The sequence below is a fragment of the Hungatella sp. genome, assembly GCF_046966825.1.
This window is the reverse complement of record NZ_JBKVCZ010000075.1, coordinates 16,325-33,049: the sequence shown is the minus strand read 5'-3', so window position 1 is coordinate 33,049 and position 16,725 is coordinate 16,325. Positions and strand designations below refer to the sequence as shown.

The 16,725-nt window shown below is 48.7% G+C and carries 19 protein-coding genes; 8 read left to right on the top strand and 11 right to left on the bottom strand.

The window, feature by feature from the left end; translation table 11 throughout:
* From ACLTD4_RS20780 to ACLTD4_RS20770, 3 genes are all read left to right on the top strand, one after another.
* Nucleotides 1-492: enolase C-terminal domain-like protein (locus ACLTD4_RS20780; RefSeq protein ID WP_412331531.1), on the top strand; the 492-nt coding region annotated here is incomplete at its 5' end.
* Between the two features lie 75 nt (nucleotides 493-567).
* Nucleotides 568-882, top strand: a complete 315-nt coding sequence (locus ACLTD4_RS20775; protein ID WP_117623937.1) for an ArsR/SmtB family transcription factor — start codon at nucleotides 568-570, stop codon at nucleotides 880-882.
* A gap of 63 nt (nucleotides 883-945) precedes the next feature.
* The gene (locus tag ACLTD4_RS20770) at nucleotides 946-1,725 is read left to right on the top strand and encodes an SDR family NAD(P)-dependent oxidoreductase (RefSeq protein ID WP_117623938.1); all 780 of its coding nucleotides are present in this window, start codon (nucleotides 946-948) and stop codon (nucleotides 1,723-1,725) included.
* A gap of 2 nt (nucleotides 1,726-1,727) precedes the next feature.
* On the opposite strand, the gene ACLTD4_RS20765 is transcribed toward ACLTD4_RS20770, so the two are convergent.
* Nucleotides 1,728-2,633, bottom strand: a complete 906-nt coding sequence (locus tag ACLTD4_RS20765) for an AraC family transcriptional regulator (RefSeq protein WP_117623939.1) — start codon at nucleotides 2,631-2,633, stop codon at nucleotides 1,728-1,730.
* Between the two features lie 106 nt (nucleotides 2,634-2,739).
* Between ACLTD4_RS20765 and ACLTD4_RS20760 the strand changes: the two genes are divergently transcribed.
* Nucleotides 2,740-3,828 (top strand): family 78 glycoside hydrolase catalytic domain, encoded by a 1,089-nt coding sequence (locus ACLTD4_RS20760; protein ID WP_412331530.1) that lies wholly within the window; start codon nucleotides 2,740-2,742, stop codon nucleotides 3,826-3,828.
* Between the two features lie 150 nt (nucleotides 3,829-3,978).
* Nucleotides 3,979-4,902 (top strand): alpha-L-rhamnosidase C-terminal domain-containing protein, encoded by a 924-nt coding sequence (locus ACLTD4_RS20755; protein ID WP_412331529.1) that lies wholly within the window; start codon nucleotides 3,979-3,981, stop codon nucleotides 4,900-4,902.
* A 150-nt stretch (nucleotides 4,903-5,052) separates the two neighbouring features.
* Here the strand turns inward: ACLTD4_RS20755 and ACLTD4_RS20750 are convergent, their stop codons facing one another.
* A complete protein-coding gene (locus ACLTD4_RS20750) occupies nucleotides 5,053-5,571 on the bottom strand; it encodes a nitroreductase family protein (RefSeq protein WP_117623941.1) in 519 nt (172 codons plus the stop codon).
* A 199-nt stretch (nucleotides 5,572-5,770) separates the two neighbouring features.
* Here ACLTD4_RS20750 and ACLTD4_RS20745 point away from each other — a divergent pair, with 199 nt between their 5' ends.
* Complete coding sequence (locus ACLTD4_RS20745; RefSeq protein WP_117623942.1) at nucleotides 5,771-6,142, top strand: winged helix-turn-helix transcriptional regulator; 372 nt, start codon at nucleotides 5,771-5,773, stop codon at nucleotides 6,140-6,142.
* 300 nt (nucleotides 6,143-6,442) lie between these two features.
* Here ACLTD4_RS20745 and ACLTD4_RS20740 read toward each other — a convergent pair whose 3' ends face one another.
* From ACLTD4_RS20740 to ACLTD4_RS20730, 3 genes are all read right to left on the bottom strand, one after another.
* Entirely contained in the window at nucleotides 6,443-6,781 is a 339-nt protein-coding gene (locus ACLTD4_RS20740; RefSeq protein WP_412331528.1) for an L-2-amino-thiazoline-4-carboxylic acid hydrolase, read from the bottom strand.
* The gene (locus tag ACLTD4_RS20735; protein ID WP_412331527.1) at nucleotides 6,757-7,059 is read right to left on the bottom strand and encodes a hypothetical protein; all 303 of its coding nucleotides are present in this window, start codon (nucleotides 7,057-7,059) and stop codon (nucleotides 6,757-6,759) included. The genes ACLTD4_RS20740 and ACLTD4_RS20735 overlap by 25 nt, the downstream gene beginning before the upstream one ends.
* Nucleotides 7,060-7,131: 72 nt before the next feature.
* Nucleotides 7,132-7,932: a class I SAM-dependent methyltransferase gene (locus ACLTD4_RS20730; RefSeq protein ID WP_117623943.1), complete on the bottom strand. Its 801-nt coding sequence runs from the start codon at nucleotides 7,930-7,932 to the stop codon at nucleotides 7,132-7,134.
* 215 nt (nucleotides 7,933-8,147) lie between these two features.
* Between ACLTD4_RS20730 and ACLTD4_RS20725 the strand changes: the two genes are divergently transcribed.
* Together ACLTD4_RS20725 and ACLTD4_RS20720 are read left to right on the top strand one after the other, a co-directional pair.
* Complete coding sequence (locus ACLTD4_RS20725) at nucleotides 8,148-8,648, top strand: RNA polymerase sigma factor (protein WP_117623944.1); 501 nt, start codon at nucleotides 8,148-8,150, stop codon at nucleotides 8,646-8,648.
* Complete coding sequence (locus ACLTD4_RS20720; protein ID WP_117623945.1) at nucleotides 8,638-9,891, top strand: anti sigma factor C-terminal domain-containing protein; 1,254 nt, start codon at nucleotides 8,638-8,640, stop codon at nucleotides 9,889-9,891. Before ACLTD4_RS20725 ends, ACLTD4_RS20720 begins: the two co-directional genes overlap by 11 nt.
* 122 nt (nucleotides 9,892-10,013) lie before the next feature.
* Here the strand turns inward: ACLTD4_RS20720 and ACLTD4_RS20715 are convergent, their stop codons facing one another.
* From ACLTD4_RS20715 to ACLTD4_RS20690, 6 genes are all read right to left on the bottom strand, one after another.
* Entirely contained in the window at nucleotides 10,014-10,277 is a 264-nt protein-coding gene (locus ACLTD4_RS20715; protein WP_002599853.1) for a DUF3795 domain-containing protein, read from the bottom strand.
* 55 nt (nucleotides 10,278-10,332) lie between these two features.
* Nucleotides 10,333-11,244: a helix-turn-helix transcriptional regulator gene (locus ACLTD4_RS20710; protein ID WP_117634738.1), complete on the bottom strand. Its 912-nt coding sequence runs from the start codon at nucleotides 11,242-11,244 to the stop codon at nucleotides 10,333-10,335.
* A gap of 94 nt (nucleotides 11,245-11,338) precedes the next feature.
* Entirely contained in the window at nucleotides 11,339-12,814 is a 1,476-nt protein-coding gene (locus ACLTD4_RS20705) for an alpha-N-arabinofuranosidase (protein WP_117623947.1), read from the bottom strand.
* A 20-nt stretch (nucleotides 12,815-12,834) separates the two neighbouring features.
* Nucleotides 12,835-14,379 (bottom strand): glycoside hydrolase 43 family protein, encoded by a 1,545-nt coding sequence (locus ACLTD4_RS20700; protein WP_117623948.1) that lies wholly within the window; start codon nucleotides 14,377-14,379, stop codon nucleotides 12,835-12,837.
* 33 nt (nucleotides 14,380-14,412) lie between these two features.
* Complete coding sequence (locus ACLTD4_RS20695; protein ID WP_117623957.1) at nucleotides 14,413-15,831, bottom strand: family 43 glycosylhydrolase; 1,419 nt, start codon at nucleotides 15,829-15,831, stop codon at nucleotides 14,413-14,415.
* A 2-nt stretch (nucleotides 15,832-15,833) separates the two neighbouring features.
* A complete protein-coding gene (locus tag ACLTD4_RS20690) occupies nucleotides 15,834-16,712 on the bottom strand; it encodes a carbohydrate ABC transporter permease (RefSeq protein WP_025531905.1) in 879 nt (292 codons plus the stop codon).
* Between the last annotated feature and the right edge of the window lie 13 nt (nucleotides 16,713-16,725).

Below are 16,725 nucleotides of genomic sequence, written 5' to 3'. Positions count from 1 at the left end.
GCTCCGGATAACATGGAAGCAATGGCGGATATCGCTGCACGAATTGATATCCCGATTGCTACAGGAGAACGTTTTATTAACATTCAGGAGTTTGAACATGCATTTCAACGAAAAGCGGCAAAGTATGTACGCCCTGATGTGTGTGCGTTAGGCGGTCTGACCCCCTGTAAAAAAGTAGCATCTATGGCAGAGGCTAACTATGTAAAAATCGTCCCGCATAATCCGCTGGGGCCGGTTTCCACTGCGGCTTGTCTGCAGCTTGATGCAGCGATTCCCAATTTTGCAATACAGGAGTTCCCGTCTTTTTACCACCAGGGAAACGAATCTGAGATGACCATAGAACCGTTTCAGGAGGATGGCGGATACATAATTATTCCCGACACTCCCGGTATTGGAATTGAACTGGTTGATCATATCACAGAAAAATTTCCTCCAAAGCAACGAAGTATCTCTGCACAGCTGGCTTTCGACGGCTCTGTAACGGATATTTAAAAAACGTCATTCCCTTGACAAACATTTCTGTCTGTTCTATAATACGTTTAAACATATAAACACGTGGAGGACACGATGAGCAAAAGAACTATGACTATTTTGTCCGAATGTATTCCTGTATTTACGATGCTGCAGGATGAAAACAGACAACAAATCCTTATGCTGTTATTCGATCATAAGAAAATGACCGTAAATGAGCTGACCGATCAGTTGTCCCTGTCGAGGCCGGCCGTTTCTCATCACTTAAAGCTTTTGCTGGACAGCGGGCTGGTGACTGTGACGAAATGCGGGAAAGAACGTCTCTACCGCCTTTGTATGGATCCAGCAGTAAAACAGCTGCGAAATCTGTTAAATTCAATGGAAGACGACATGAATACAACGCCTGAATAACAGGCGTTATATTTCAGAAAACGCGTTTATATTTTTAAACATGTAAACATGAAAGGAGATATTATGAACAGAAAGCAAATCGCAGTCGTAACGGGTGCACACAGTGGATTGGGGAAAGAATTCGTTAAGCTTCTCACAGAGGATGGGACGATCTCTGAAATATGGGCGATCGCACGCAATAAGGAAAAACTCGATCAGCTAATCAGCGAATTTGGAAACAGGGTTCGCGTCTTCTCACTGGTTCTCTCTGACAGAACCAGTTTCTCAGTCATTGAAAAGCTTTTTCTCGAGGAACGTATCCATATAACATATCTGATCAATAACACAGGCTATGCAAAGTTCTGTTCCTATGACGACATTACTGTTGACGAATCTTTGAATATGATCGATTTAAATGTCAGTGCAGTCGTTGCGTTAGGTCTGATTTGTATTCCATATATGAAGAAGGGAAGTCATATTATCAACATTGCGTCTCAGGCCTCCTTCTTTCCGCTGCCCTATCAGAATATTTATAGTTCAACAAAGGCATTTGTCTCCAATTACACCAGGGCGCTGAATGTGGAATTGAAAAACAAGGGAATTACCGCGATCGCAGTCTGCCCTGGATGGATGAAAACGGGTCTTTTTGATCGCGGTACCATCGGAGCGGATCGGGCTACCAACAATTTTTCGGGCATGGTTACTCCCGATGTTGTTGCAGCCAAAGCGCTGTCTGATGCAAAGAAGGGAAAAGATATTTCCATCTATGGTCTCCCTGTAAAACTCACCTGCCTTTTCTCGAAGGTGACACCGCCAAAACTGATAATGAGAATCTGGCTGATGCTGCAGGGAATCAAACCGTAAAATCAGTACCGCATTGCGGCGGCAGCTGTTTTCCTGTACTCCCCAGGCGTCATGTTCAAGGTCCTTTTAAACAGCGTGCAGAAAAATTTTACATCCTCATACCCTACAGACCGCGCGGCCTCCTGAATGCACAGATCACTGCCGGCCAGCAGCTCACAGCACTTCTCAATCCGGATCTTCTGCAGGTATTCCAGCGCTGTCATCTCCGTCTCCTGACGGAATTTCCGGCTGATATACTGCTGGCTGTAATGGTATTCCAGGCAAAATTGCTTCAGTACGGCCTTTTCCCTGTAATTTTTATCCAGATACCGGATCGCTTCCAGCACTGCCGTGCTTCGCGGCTGTCTCTTCCTGTCATCCTTTTTGTTGTCACAGACGATTTTCCGTATGGTCAGAATCAGAATCTCGGTCAGCCGGCACCGGAATACCTCTGTGTATCCCACTTTTTTCTCCTGGTATTCCTCCTGAATTCCCAGGATCAATGACAAAATACTCCCCTCCTCATCATGGAACACCCGATTCGCAGAGGGCTGCCCGAAGCACCATTTATAGTAACGGATCAGGGACACCCGCAGCACTTCTTCAAAGGACCGGCAGTCCGCCAGTGTATCGTCAATCATCTCAGGCAGAAACAGGCAGTTAATCAGAGTAAAATCCCTGCATTCCCTGTAGCTGTGCCTGCTGCCGTAATCGATGATAAAATAGTCTCCGGCCTTCACCTCCCCGGATCTCACCTCTCCGTCCGCATCACGGATCGTATGCAGCGCGCTGCCTCCTGTAATATAGGCCAGTTCAAAAAAATCGTGGTCATGCATCTCCACGTCCTGCTGGCAGAAAGGCATGACCACAATCTTGTCCTCCCGCTCCGCTGTCAGTCCTTTCAGTTCAATTGTATTCCGTTCTCTCATAACAGGTTAAATTCACCCCCCATTTTAGTCTGAAACAGTTCTTTTTATTCATATTACAATCTGGTATCCTAGAAGTCAAGACAAACACAAGCAGGAGGAATTCATTATGGATTGGAAAGCAAAATGGCTCAGGCCAGCCAACGATTTCGGAAATGCGGCCCCCGTATTTTCCACAGATTTTGCGTTGTCACGGACTGTAAAACAGGCCCGTCTCTTTATCACCGCGCTGGGTGTATATGAAGCTGCACTTAACGGCCGCAGGATAGGCCAGTTTGTGCTGGCTCCCGGATGGACGACCTACTACAAACGGCTTCAGTATCAGGAGTATGATGTGACGGATTTACTCAGGGCGGAGAACCGTCTGACTGTCACCGTCGGAAAGGGCTGGTATCACAGTCCCATGCCCGGATTTACCGCATCGGACTTCCAGAAGGGCCTGGCCGCCCGCCCCATGGGGCTGCTGGCACAGTTGGAAATCACCTATGAGGACGGACAGCGCAGCTTTATCGTCTCAGATAAAAGCTGGTCCGTTTCCGAAAGTGCGGTCCGATTCTCTGAGATCTATGACGGAGAGATTTACGACGCTTCCTTTATCCCTCCATGCTCCGGGACAGCCGAGACCTTTGACGGGCCATATGAAACGCTGATCGAACAGCAGGGCGAAGAAATCCGCGAGCAGGAACGGATTGCGGCGGCCCGCATCTTTACGACTCCCAAAGGCGAAGTTGTGGCAGACTTCGGGCAGGAAATCACCGGTTACGTGGAAATCAGCGTAAATGCCAAAGCCGGGGAAGAAATCCGGCTTTCCCACGCAGAGGTTCTGGATAAAGCTGGCTGTTTTTATACGGAAAATTACCGCAGCGCCAGGGCGGAATACTGCTGTACATGCCGTGATGGACAACAGAGCTGCCATCCGCGCCTGACCTTTTTTGGTTTTCGCTATATTCGGATCGATGCATTTCCCGGAGGTCCCGGTGCGGCGAAACCGGAAAATTTCACGGCGGTGGTCCTCCACTCCCAGATGAAGCGAACGGGACGCTTGAGCTGTTCCAATCCTCTCTTAAACCGTCTCTTTGACAACATCATCTGGGGGCAGAAGGGGAATTTTGTCGACGTCCCTACCGACTGCCCGCAGAGGGATGAACGCCTCGGCTGGACCGGAGACGCCCAGGTATTTGTGCGCACCGCAGCCTGAACTATGATACCGAAAATTCTTCACGAAATGGCTGGCGATCTGGCTGCCGACCAGGGAGGACGGCTATGGGCCACGTAATCCCGGATCTGGTTAGTCACAGCCCGCCAGCGCCGCCTGGGCGACGCAGTCGCATCTGTCCGTGGGCAGGCATTGGCATATGGAAATACAGAGATTCTCTCCCGCCAGTTTGAGTCTATGAGAAAATGGGTAGATTATATCACGGCGCATACCACGACAGAATATCTGTGGACCGGCGGTGTCCACTACGGGGACTGGCTGGGACTCGATGCCCCAACCGGCAGCTATAAGGGATCCTCCAGAGAAGACTTCATTGCCTCCGCATTTTACGCGCATTCGGCTTCCCTGGTAATTAAGGCCGGACTCGTTCTGGGAAAAGACATGGCAGCGTATGAAGCGCTCCTTCAAAACATTATATCCGCTTTCCGCAGGGCCTATCCGACTTACAAGACACAGACAGAATGTGTCCTTGCCGCCCATTTTCATCTGGCCGAAGACTGCCAGGCCGCGGCGGATCAGCTTGCACTGATGATAAGAGAATGCGGAACGAAGCTCCAGACAGGCTTCGTCGGAACGCCCTACCTCCTGCACGTGCTAAGCGATTACGGCCATACGGATCTGGCTTACTCCCTGCTGCTGCGTGAACAGTATCCGTCCTGGCTGTATCCGGTAACAAAGGGGGCCACCACCGTCTGGGAACACTGGGATGGAATTATGGAAAACGGGGATTTCTGGAGCAGGAACATGAATTCCTTCAATCACTATGCCTACGGTGCTGTGGCAGACTGGGTATACTGCTGCGCGGCGGGAATTACCCCGGCAGAGGGATTTCCGGGATACAGTAAAGTCCGGATCGCCCCCTCCCCCGATGTACGTCTCGACTGGCTTGAGGCCTCTCTCGACACGAGGCATGGCCGGATTATCTCCCGGTGGAAGAAGCAGGATTCACTCTGGCGCTACGAGATCACAACACCGGTGGACGCCGAAGTTGTGATAGACGGAAAAACCTTCCTCGTGAGTGCCGGAAGTTATATTTATTTCAGTGAGAAACAGTAATCTCGGTGGATACTTCTGATATACGGTCTGCTTACGGACAACGATAAAATATTAGAGTAAAAAAAGACGCGCTGTGTATTATGTGGTACCCCTGCTGACAAACAGCAATGGCTCCGCTGTACACAGCGCGTATTTTTATAAAGTTAGTAACTAAATTTTCTCGTATGCGACCAGCGTCTCCAACGGAATCCGTGTCTTCCCATGTCTGTCCGGATCCGCCGGTTCTTCATCAGCATATCCAATCGCAAGGATATTTACCGGTTCCAGGTTCTCAGGAAGGTTGAATTCCTGTGAAAGAATATCCGGCTTAAAATAGCATACCCAGACAGTTCCCAGTCCTAATTCTGAAGCCTGCAGCATCATGTGATCGGTGAGAATAGAGGCATCGATATCTCCAGTCTGCTTCTTATCAAACGGACGGGTCCACGCTGTGCTGTGGTCGGCGCACACGATAACAGCCAGAGGTGCATTGTAAATGTTGGCGGCCTTTTCAATTTTCGCCAGGCCCTCCTTTTCCTGTACGACAATCAGCCGCACCGGCTGCAGGTTCGCCGCTGTCGGTGCAACGCGGGCCGCCTCCAGAATCAAATCCAGTTTTTCCTGCTCCACCTTCTGAGACTTATAGCTCCTGACCGAATACCGTTTCTTCGCGTTGTCTAAAAAATTCATATGTAAAACGCTCCTTTCCTTTCATCTTCTATATGATCTATGTGATATAGCTGCATGCAGTGGGTTGATGTTTTCATCAACTTCAGCTATAATTATAACACTGATTTTCCTTTAAACAAGTATGTACTTTTAGGGTATGTAGTACCCAAAAAGATACTGCCTATCCGTATGAAAGGAATCGATAGAAAGGAGCTTTCTCATGAAATGTCCCAGCACTTACCATTGTCCTGTTGAGGCCACGCTTGAGTTGATCGGAGGAAAATATAAGGCCCTGATACTCTTTCATCTGGTGGAAGGCGCCCTCCGCTTCAGCGAGCTTCACCGCCTGATTCCACAGGCGACACCGAAAATGCTGACCCAGCAGCTGCGCGAGCTGGAAACGGACGGTTTGTTAAGCCGCACCGTCTATCCTGTTATTCCCCCAAAGGTGGAGTATCAGCTCACTCCTTTTGGGGAAACGATCTTACCGGTTTTGGAGGCTATGTGCAGCTGGGGATCCGATTATTTGAACAAATCCGGCAGCAAGGCCCCTTTTTCCGCGGCTATCAATACAGAAATGCAGACTGAATGACAATCAGCCTGCATTTCTTATTTCAAAGAATCGTTCGTCCCATGAAACAAAAGCTCCAGAGGACAGCGGGTCCCGCTTGGCGGACTCTTTATTCTATTGTTATTTTGTCCCGTCATTTGAATAAGGGCCGAGGATGTTATAAAGCAGATCCACCGTTTAGACAAAGCAAAGCTTGGATATAACTTTTTCTATCTCACTGGCATCTCCGGAGCCGGACGTGCCGTGGAGGGCGCAGTTGAAAGTGCAAAAATAAGGCGAGGGACGAGCTGGAAAAGCTGCAGGAACTCAAGCCCCAGAAAATCACATATTTTTTACTGTAATCTTAAAATCACAGCAGGTCCCTCCGTCTCCCATCGTCTGGGTTCTTCCCCATTCAAGCCTGAGATGCATGCTGCCATAGCATATATCATCCGCATGGCAGTATGCCCTTACAATCTCCTCACAGCCATAGGCTTTACAGATATCGAAATATGGACACTTTATCATGTCGAATCTCAGTACCTTATTTGTTGTCTCATAGTAAACCGCCTGAAAGCCTGCCTTCGGACCGAAATTCGAGCGGGTCATGGATTTGAAAAACTTTGGAACGAGCCTGCAGCATCCGGGTATCTTCATCAGCTTATGAAGCATATCCGCCATGCGCCGGCTTCTCCATGCATATAATCCTCGATGAAATCCGCAGCCTGCTCTCTCGCTTCTCCGTTGGCAGTCAGCGCATCAAAGGCCGCTATCCCCGGATAAATACGTTCTCTCGTATGCATATACATGGCCTTTGGCTCCTGTGCGTTTTCTTCACAGATCTCCCGGTACCGTTTCCACGCCATTGCCATTATCGATGCCGCTTTTTCACCTTCATAGCGTTTAGAGAGGAACGGTGCCATCTCTGCCAGAAATACATTCTCTTTCTTCTTTGCCATATTGATCCCGCCTTTCTTTCTGTCACACAGCACATCCGGATATAAAAAGCCGGTTACAGGCTTCATGCGCCTTTATGCATCTCGTCTTTTATATTGATAAACAGCCAGTCTGTCGTTGCACTCCTTCAGTTTAGGCAGGGAGCCAAACAGCCATCCGCGAAATGTATAAGTCTTCATCACATCATTAAAGCTGTTTTCCCGCAGCAAGGTCAGTCCGGGACACAGCGCCTCCAGCTCTTTTCCCGACTTGGTGCCCCAACGGAAAGTAGCATTGGTACTCTTTAAGGTATCATGATGTTTGGCCTGCTTTACAGCCATTGGCGGCATCAATTCCGCCAGCAGCACAAATTCAGGAAATGCACCGGCGAGTATGGAAAGCAGTGTCTTCACCTGTTCCTGGCTAAAATACATCAGCACTCCTTCAATAATAAAAATCAAAGGTCTCCCCGTTTCAACAGCCTGGGTCCAATCCGCCTTCAGGATAGAGTCTGCAATCTGATGAACCCTGTCACTTTCCGTAAAAAACTGCTTTCTCACCGTCATCGCATCCGGCAGATCAATGTCATACCACAGGATTCTTCCGTTATCAACACGGTAAAATCTCGCGTCCAGGCCGCAGCCCAGATTCACGCAAACCGCCTCCGGATATTTTTCCAAAAATTGCTTTAGCGCCTGATCAAACATGATGGTTCTGGCCACGACGCCCTCATGACTCATAAATTTATCGTATTTTTCTGTGTCCATTTGCAGCTGTTTCATGATTTCCACTGCTTTTTCATCTCTGATCCTGGCGTTCTGTCGAAGGGTCTCATTGGCCTTAATTACCAGGGGGATCAACATAGTTTCCTGTACAACTCCAAGATTTGCTGTCATTTCTTTATTTGTCCTTTCCAGTTTTTGCTGCGGAACGCAAGTTAGTATATACTAACCATATATTACCATAAGACCGCACGGATGTCTATTGTCTGTACATGAGAACCTTTCGCAATCACAAACCAGACAGTTGATAAAAAAGTATTTTTCGTGTAACCTTTCTTTATCACAAACGTTTATAGGATGATAAGGAAAATAAAGAAAGGGGGGCCGCGGTGAAGAACGAGACGCTGGAAAATATTTATCTTACTTATTACCATGAGGTTTACTTATATACGCTTTCCCTGTGCGGCAATGTCCATATGGCCGAGGATCTGACCAGCGAGACATTTTATAAAGCGCTGCTCTCCCTGGAAGGCCAGCGGCAGAATGTAAAGTTCTGGCTGTTTAAAGTAAGCAGAAACCTGTTTTATGACCGGCTGCGCAAGGATGCACGGCTTCTGCCTGAACTGACGGAGCCGCCGCCTTTGAGCGGGTCTTCCGACATCGTTTGGGAGCAGATGCTGAAAGGTGAAGAGGCCAGGGAACTCTACCGCGCTGTTTTAGGCCTTCCGCCCAGATACAGGGAAGCCATCTTTATGTTTTACTTTTTAAACTACAACATTAAAGAAATAGCAGCTCTGACCGGCCAGAAGCCAGGTGCGGTAAAGACAGCGCTTTGCCGGGCACGCAAGCAGTTGAAAATAAGTCTGAAGGAGGAAATGTATGACATTTAAGGAAGTGTTTCAGCGATACAAAGAAGGAACAGCCTCTTTGGAAGAGATAAAATTCGTAGAGGAGGAGCTTGAGAAATTCGAGCTTCTGGAAGAATACACCCTGGCGCAGATCGATGACAGCTGCCCGGGACTTCAGGAACTCATGACTGAAAGTGATGAAAATGAGATCAGGGGAATTAAAAAGACGGTGAACCGGAAATTGCTGAAAAGCATTTTGATTTCTTTTCTGGCAGCGGCTGTCCTGGTTCTGCTCTCCGGCCCCATATGCAGCCGTATTTTCTATAATCCGAACCGCGGTTATCAGGAGACGTATGGCGGAGACGGTCAGTTTTTTATTGATGCGGCGGTATTTACCGAGCTGCACTCTCCTGGCTATACGACGAATTGGGCCAAGGCGGTCCCCGGCTTTCCGGGCAGCTATCATGTGGAGATACGCCAGAGCAATCTCTTCCACGGTCGCGAAGAAACGTTTTCCGGCAGAATCGTGCGGGGGAAAATGGCGGGCAGCGAATCTTCCCTGACCGGTTACTATTCTAATATTTTAAACCGGACAGGATCTGTACTGGAGACGTACTGGCATTTTCCTCCTATGAATGCATTTGGCCGAAAATTAGAAACCTTCTGCACGACGGATGAGGCTGGAAACGATGTGTATCAGCAGCCACAGAAGGAAATCGACAGCCAGCTAGAGCAGCTGGAAGAGCTTCCTTCCTCCTCCTGGGCCGCCGCCTATATCACATTTGACGCCCCCATGTCCCTGGATGCCTTCAGCAGTCTGTACCGCCAGTGGGTGGCCGATCAGGGCAATCTGGATATCACCTATGCAGCCGTAACGTGCAGCGAACCAGGGTATAACATGAACGTCGCCGGATTTGATCCCGCTGGAACAGGTGTATTCTCAGAAGCAGGCGTCTATCCGGAAGAAACGTATCCATATCTGAGGCCAACGACGGCCAGAGAACTGAACGACGGAGAAGCACTGGAAGAAATCTGGGAACAGCATTTCACTTCCATGCTGCAGTATATGTCTGACAGGCCGCAGTTTTTAACAGCCATGGCCGATGTAAACGGGATCAGCCAGGAATATTACGAAGAACTGGCTTCCTATGTGAAGGATCATGGCATTCAGATTTTCGGCGTTATGATTCAGGGAAATGTAAGCCAGGTGATCTCCTTTGCAGAGCAGGAAAAGGTGGATGGTGTGTATGTGGAAGACGCGAAATTGTCCGCGCTTTCACGGTAACATATCACAATTAATTTCTAAGTAGAAATTGTCAGAGTAATAATAAAATGCAGGCGTAAGATTAAGAGGACAGACTCGTCCGCTCTTACGTCTGCATCTATTTTCTTTCATGAATGTAACATTTACCTTCCCTGGTTCCAGCACCTGCACTGTTCAATCCGCCTGCCGCCGTCTCCCTGCGCTTCATCATATGCAAACTGCTTCAGCAGCTCACAGGGAAAGTCCCCGCACTGGCCGCAATGCTCATGCTCCCGGGTCTCGCAGCAGGTTTTTACCGGACATCCGTCACCCCAAAATGGCTTATCAATATGTACGCAGCCTTTACATCCCATTTCCTCCTTATAACCGCACGAACTGCACAGGATACCGCATCTGGATTCAATCATCATAAAATCTCCTTTTTGATTTCCATTATAGCAGAGGGAACATGACAGCTATGGGTCATGTCTCCCGGTATCTCTGCAAAATATTTTCAGACTGCCGTCGGATATCCGTCCTCAGTTCTTCCGGTTCCAACACGCGCACCTGATCGCCAAAGCTGAGAATCCACTGCCGCATGTTCTGATAGCCCGCAAAATCCCATTCGAACAGCAGTCCCCCGCTCTCGCAAGGCACGTAGCTGTCCCTACCGTATTCGTCAATCAGACGGTGTCTTTCCGTTTCTGTAAATATCGCCTTCAAGCGAATCGTATGGGAGGAAAAGTAAGCATCAAAATCCAGCCGTTTCTCCGGAATCTCGCGCGGAACAAAGTGTTCCTCCAGGACGGACAAGTCCCATAGGCGGTTCAGCTTAAAGAGACGGTAATCGTTTCTGCTGTGACAGAATCCAAAAACGTACCACGAGGACCATTTAAAAATCAGCCGGTATGCCTCAATTCTGCGCTGGCTTTCCCCATTTTCACTGTAGTACTGGAAAGAGATCATGCACCTGCACCGGACTGCTTTTTTAATCAGGCCGATTTTGTGTGTCAAAGCGTCGTGGTAATGGGACGCAAGGTCAATCACCATGGTATCGTCAACGACAATCTGCCGTTCCCTGCTCGACAGCTTTTCCATAATTCCACTCAGGTATGTGCCTGGGGATACGCTGTCAATGCCTTTTAAACCAGTTAAAATGGTCTGCAGTTCATCCTGCGTAAAGAGCGTCTTGTCTATCTTATAGCTGTCTGAGATGGAGATGCCTCCGTCAAATCCCTGAATCGTGATCAGGGGAATCCCGGCTTTACAGATCGCTTCAATATCCCTGTTGATGGTTCTTCTCGAAACCTCAAAACGCGCCGCCAGCTCCGGAGCGGTCACTTTGTCCTGCTGCAGCAGGATTGTAATAATTCCAATTAAGCGTTCGATCTTCATATTTTATCACCCTATGACATTGTATCACAGGGAACATGACATTACATAGTCATGATTTTTTATTCTGTATTTATTTTTCCAGCCGCACTACGTTTCAGCTATGTCTGCCAAGCACCGAAGTAAATATACCATTTTCCACTCTGGAAGCAGCCGAATGCACCGGTTTTACTGTATCAGGCGCCAGTTCCGTGTTCTCCGCCTTCAGATCATCATGAGTCAGCACGAGATGCTCTTTTACCTGGTATCCCTCAAACTGGCGCAAATCGCACTCAATTTCTGCATCCTCCTCTAAATCTTTATTCACTGCAAAAATTGTAAGTGCATCCGCCTCCTGATCCCAGATGCAGACACTATCCAGGATAGATACCTCTCCATAGTTCCGGCTTTCATAGAAAGGAGCCTTAATCTGAGTCAGCAACACGGTTCCTTTCCCGTAAATGCTGGCATGCATATATGGATAAAAGATCGTCTGCCTCCAGGCCCCTGTGTCCGATGTCATGATAGGCGCGATGACATTCACCAGCTGAGCCATGCACGCAATTTTGATTCTGTCCGCATGGCTCAAAAGGGTAATCAGCATGCTTCCCACTAAGAGGGCATCTTCAAAGTTATATACATCTTCAAGCTGATGAGGCGCTTTGTCCCATGGTTTGATCTTTTTATCCTGTTCATTGCTGTGGTACCATACATTCCATTCGTCAAAAGATAAGTGAATGCTCTTCTTTGCATGTTTTTTTGCCTTCACCGCGTCACAGAGGGATACCACTCCAGTGATAAACTCATCCATTCCCTTCGAACTTGCAAGGAAATCCGGCGTATTATTGCTGTGATTTCCAAAATACTGATGGAGGGAGAGATAATCCACCTCGTCATAGCACTCATCCAGGACCTGATATTCCCAGTCTCCGAATGTAGGCATTGCCAGGCCGGAGCTGCCGCAGGCTATGGTCTCGATGCCCGGATCCAGCCATTTCATCAGCCTGGAAGTCTCTGAAGCGATCCTTCCATACTCTTCCGCTGTTTTGTGGCCCATCTGCCATTTTCCATCCATTTCATTGCCCAGACACCATACCTTAATGTTATGCGGCTCTGCATAGCCGTGAGTCCTGCGGAGATCGCTGTAATAAGTGCCGCCTTCAAAATTACAGTATTCCAGTAGATTTTTCGCATCCTCCGGCCCTCTTGTGCCAAGATTGACGGCCATCATCATATCGCTTCCCGCTTTTTTTGACCAGTCTGCAAACTCATTTAAACCGAATTCATTCGTCTCGATCACCTTCCAGGCCAGCTCTGTCCTTGCCGGCCGCTGTGCTTTCGGTCCTACACTGTCCTCCCAGTGAAACCCTGATACAAAGTTTCCGCCTGGATAGCGCACAATGGGCACTCTAAGCTCCTTTACCAGCTCCAGGGTATCCTGGCGGAAGCCATGCGCGTCGGAATTCACATTTCCTTCCTGATAGATTCCCCCATATACAGCACGCCCCAGCTGCTCAAGGAACGAACCGTATATTCTTTTGTCAACATCCCCTGTTAAAAAATAACGATCAATGATAATTTGTGCTTTCTTCATGTTTTCTCCTTTTTTCTAATTCAGGACACCTCAAAGCAGTCAAAATAAGCGGAACCGCCGGTTACCTTCGTCGCATAGCTAAACAGCGCAAATCGGTACCCCACAAAATGGGTCAGGCGGTAGGACATCTTTAACTGGCTGCCGATCCGGTTCCAGTTGCTGCAGTCCAGGCTGTAATAAAACTCTGCGGTATCCGCCATATCCCGAAAATCAAAGTCAACGCGGAGATATATTTCGCTCTGCTGCAGCACTGTGCTTTCCACAATCACCTCCGGCTTTCCGGTCTCATAGTGCATCCTGGAAGGTTCAAACGGTTCCGGCTCCGCCATCGCCATGATCACCGTAGCCGAAGCCTCCGTCTTCATGACGCCGACGTATCCATACTGATCCTGGAAAGCTCCAAGGCCAGCGAAATCTCCCGCCTTCATCTCCGATGTATCAAGCAGCACACGACCGGAACAGACAGGCCCAAAGGTCCTCTGTGTCAATGTGTTGTGCGCATTGGACAGGTTATCGCAAATCGTACCGTTTATTAATTTAAGCCAGCCCGGTCTTTCACTCAGCGACCAGAAGCGGTCATCACAATTATGATTCCACTGCCACCACAGTCCCAGTGCTGTCTGATCATCAAACCCATCGGATTGGACAACATCAATTCTGCAAAAAGCCTTAGGATTCACTGTATTTATATCAGACAGCCGTCCACAGTCTCCAAACACCGGCCAGCCGTCCTCCCAGGATACCGGAACAAGCACCGGTATCCTGCCTGCCGAACCGTGATCCTGAAACAGCAGCGCATACCATTTACCATCTTCCGTTTCAAAGATTCCGCCCTGTGCAACTCCTCTGTTATGAAATCCCATATCGCTGTCCAGAACCACTCTTCCCTCATACACGCCGTCAATTCTGTCTGAGCGGTAGCACAGCTCCATTCTCCTTCCGGAAGAGCGGTCCGCAGGAGGCCACGCAATCAGAAATATATAATACATGCCATTCCGTTTATAAATATGCGCCCCTTCGGCAGGAAGGCCGCCTGTTCCTCCCACATCGGCACTCGGAATAATCACCTGATTCATGCCATCTGCCTTAACCGCCTTCGCATCAGAGGTTAATTCCATCACACGGATTGTCCCGCTGCCGTATACCATATAGACTCTGCAGTCATCATCAAACAGCAGGGACATATCGTGGTAAATGCCGGGAAGCGTGTATCTCTCCCATGGCCCGTCTTCGATGCTCCCGGTCTGAAAAATATATGTTTTATTGGAATTATATGCCGTAAACACAACATACCAGGTATGGCCGTTATGTCTGATACAGCTTGCCCAGGAACCTCTCCCATAGTCGTGTTTTCCATTCCTTAAAGACATCTCATCGCTGTTTTCCAAAACATCATACACGTAATTAACAATTTCCCAATGAATCAGGTCCCGCGATCTCATAACAGGACAGCCCGGCGTAAAATGCATCGTCGTGCTCGTCATGTAATACGTATCACCTGCCCGGACCACATCAGGATCAGGTATATCCGTCCACCACAGGCGCGTTTCTCTCGTTTCTTTCATTGTCCTCCTGCTCTCTGCCCCTCTCGCAGCCTGCTATTCTAAAGAGAAGGAAGCCAGACTGATCCCGCCCTCGCCTTTGAATTCGAAATACAGCGCATGGACACCATCCGGAATCGTAATCTCAGCAGAATTTTCCACCCATACGTTGGAATAGCCTGCCGGAATCGTACCCAGGCACTCACCATCCCATCTGGTTTTCACTTCAAAATAACCGCTGCCATAGCCTCTTGTTTTCAGCGAAATCCTCGTAATACCGCTGCAGTCAAAATACTTGAATCCTGCGATTGTGGAATCCTGCATATTGGCGATGTATCCGGTCTCTTCATCGCCATCCCGTCCATCCTGTGTGATTCTGGCATATTTTCCGTCGATCCAGCCTGCATGGTGGAGCAAGTGATTGTTATCCATTGTTTTAGAAAATAGATTACAGGCAATATATGCCGGATACTCTCCCTTCCCGGCCAGTGGGCCTCCATTTAAACCGCATGAGGTCATCTCGACCTGCTGTATGGAACCATCTTCCCCGATCTGAATCGGCTCAGCGCAGCCCTGGCGGCTGAAATTAGTTCCGTTTGTATGCCTGTGGTAAAAGATATACCACTGTCCTCTTATTTCTGCCATCCCGCCGTGATTGTTGCCTGGAACATACGCAGGAAGGCCGGCCGGCTTCTGGTGCGTGATGTTACCATCGCAATTGCTGACAATGACTCCGCCATACACATATTCTTTCGTTGGATACCGGCTGACCGCATAACACAATTCATGCATTTTACTCGAAGAATAGACAAAATAATACGTATCTCCATTCTTTCTGATTGAAGGACCCTCAAAGAACTCATGTCCCTCAAAATCAGTTCCGGCACTGTAACAGTTTCCGGGAACTATGATGACCGGTTCCTCCGTTATGGTCACCATATCCGGCCCAAGCACGGTCGCCATGGCGCCTTTCCTCGACTGATCGCCGGGGCCGCAAAATCCCGTATAGAGATAGACGCTGCCGTCCTCCATCAGGACTGCCGGATCAAATTGGGGCTGATCGCTGTCCCGTTCCCCCAGACGTCTCCCGTCTGCATCGTGTACATATCCATAGAAGCTGTATTTTCCTGCGGGTGTATCACTGACAGCCACCGATACAAACGGAACTTTATCGAGAACATAATACAGATAGTATCTTCCATCTGCGCCCCTGACAACGTCCGGAGCATACAGGCACATGCTGCCCTCCCGGTTTACCGGATCGCTGGTCTTTTCATAGATAACGCCTTCATATCTCCAATTGCCTAAATCGTCCGACGGCGCGGAATAGCATACATAATCATTTAAACAATAGGCAAATCCATTAAAACGGTCGTGGGATCCGTACACATAAACACGGTCCCCGAACACATGGGGTTCACCGTCCGGAATATATTCCCAGGAAGGCAGATAGGGATTAAACGCCTGTTTTTTCATACTCATCCCTTCACACCTCCCAATACAATTCCTTTCACAAAGTATTTCTGAAGGAACGGATACACCATGACGATTGGCAGTGATCCTAAAAATATCTGTGCAGAACGAAGAGTCCTGTCTGATATTGTAGCCATCTGCTGGATCTCTTCTCTCGTCATCATACTGAACGAACGCTGAACCGCAATGGTTTGTATGTAAGTCTGCAGCGGATAATTGTCAGGATTGTTCATAAGAATCAGTCCGTCAAACCAGCTGTTCCAGTTTGCCACCAGAGAGAACAGCAGGAGTGTGGCCAGAGCCGGTTTGGACAGCGGTACATAGATCGTCCAAAGGGTGCGCCAATGCCCTGCTCCGTCTATAAATGCCGCCTCCGCCAGTTCTCTCGGAACTTCACGGAAAAAGTTGAGCAGGAGAATCACACTGAAAACAGGTACGGCGCTAGGAAGAATCAAAGCCCAAATACTGTCCAGAAGGCCAAACTGTCTGATTACCATGTACCACGGAATTAAACCGGCATTAAATATCATTGTGACAAAGAAAAACCAGGCGTAAACGGTTCTGAACCGAAAGCTTCCCTTCGGCTGGGATAATGGATAGGCAGCCGTAATTGTCAGTAACAGGCTTAAGCCCCCGCCCATTATAATTCGTATAACGGAAACTCTCATGGAGCGCCAGAAGGCGGGACGCTTTGCAACGAAGGAATACGAATTTAAGGTAAACTCCTTAGGCCACAGCGATACGGTTCCGGCCGAAGCCGCCGCGCTGGAGCTGAAGGAAACTGCCGCCACATGGATCAGGGGAATCACACAGATCAGAGCCAGTACGAGCAGAAATGCCGTATTTAATATTGGAAACCACTTAAACTTCTTCTTGCTTTTCATAGACTGCTCCTTT

Bases quoted from the DNA above. Each gene is read 5' to 3' on its own strand.
- ACLTD4_RS20775 (WP_117623937.1), top strand. From the start codon at position 568: ATGAGCAAAAGAACTATGACTATTTTGTCCGAATGTATTCCTGTATTT.
- ACLTD4_RS20770 (WP_117623938.1), top strand. From the start codon at position 946: ATGAACAGAAAGCAAATCGCAGTCGTAACGGGTGCACACAGTGGATTG.
- ACLTD4_RS20765 (WP_117623939.1), bottom strand. From the start codon at position 2,633: ATGAGAGAACGGAATACAATTGAACTGAAAGGACTGACAGCGGAGCGG.
- ACLTD4_RS20760 (WP_412331530.1), top strand. From the start codon at position 2,740: ATGGATTGGAAAGCAAAATGGCTCAGGCCAGCCAACGATTTCGGAAAT.
- ACLTD4_RS20750 (WP_117623941.1), bottom strand. From the start codon at position 5,571: ATGAATTTTTTAGACAACGCGAAGAAACGGTATTCGGTCAGGAGCTAT.
- ACLTD4_RS20745 (WP_117623942.1), top strand. From the start codon at position 5,771: ATGAAATGTCCCAGCACTTACCATTGTCCTGTTGAGGCCACGCTTGAG.
- ACLTD4_RS20740 (WP_412331528.1), bottom strand. From the start codon at position 6,781: ATGGCGGATATGCTTCATAAGCTGATGAAGATACCCGGATGCTGCAGG.
- ACLTD4_RS20735 (WP_412331527.1), bottom strand. From the start codon at position 7,059: ATGGCAAAGAAGAAAGAGAATGTATTTCTGGCAGAGATGGCACCGTTC.
- ACLTD4_RS20730 (WP_117623943.1), bottom strand. From the start codon at position 7,932: ATGACAGCAAATCTTGGAGTTGTACAGGAAACTATGTTGATCCCCCTG.
- ACLTD4_RS20720 (WP_117623945.1), top strand. From the start codon at position 8,638: ATGACATTTAAGGAAGTGTTTCAGCGATACAAAGAAGGAACAGCCTCT.
- ACLTD4_RS20715 (WP_002599853.1), bottom strand. From the start codon at position 10,277: ATGATTGAATCCAGATGCGGTATCCTGTGCAGTTCGTGCGGTTATAAG.
- ACLTD4_RS20710 (WP_117634738.1), bottom strand. From the start codon at position 11,244: ATGAAGATCGAACGCTTAATTGGAATTATTACAATCCTGCTGCAGCAG.
- ACLTD4_RS20705 (WP_117623947.1), bottom strand. From the start codon at position 12,814: ATGAAGAAAGCACAAATTATCATTGATCGTTATTTTTTAACAGGGGAT.
- ACLTD4_RS20700 (WP_117623948.1), bottom strand. From the start codon at position 14,379: ATGAAAGAAACGAGAGAAACGCGCCTGTGGTGGACGGATATACCTGAT.
- ACLTD4_RS20695 (WP_117623957.1), bottom strand. From the start codon at position 15,831: ATGAAAAAACAGGCGTTTAATCCCTATCTGCCTTCCTGGGAATATATT.
- ACLTD4_RS20690 (WP_025531905.1), bottom strand. From the start codon at position 16,712: ATGAAAAGCAAGAAGAAGTTTAAGTGGTTTCCAATATTAAATACGGCA.